Genomic DNA, 239 nt, shown 5'->3' on the forward strand with positions numbered 1-239 from the left:
CCTTTCTTCGCTCTCATGCTCTTGCTTATCAGTCCAAAGTTCTCTGCCATCTCACCAAGCGGCAGCCTCTTCCTGATTTTTCCCAGCTCGCTAGTCTCGAACGTCCGCCTATACAATTCATAAAAATCGAACTCCGTGAAAGGAAGATCGGGTGATATTTCAGAGAAATTTTGTACCTTAGCCATGCAGATTAATTTTTGCGATACCTCCAAATTTGGCTTTTCTAGGGCAATTGGAGG

Annotated in this window: 1 pseudogene; it reads right to left on the reverse strand. The window is 44.4% G+C overall.

The features are described 5' to 3' along the window. Nucleotides 1–185 (reverse strand): annotated as a pseudogene (locus tag NW211_RS14095) (DDE transposase); the annotation flags it as partial. Between the last annotated feature and the right edge of the window lie 54 nt (nucleotides 186–239).

The organism is Barnesiella sp. ET7, assembly GCF_024733785.1.
Classification (GTDB): Bacteria; Bacteroidota; Bacteroidia; order Bacteroidales; family Barnesiellaceae; genus Barnesiella; species Barnesiella merdigallinarum.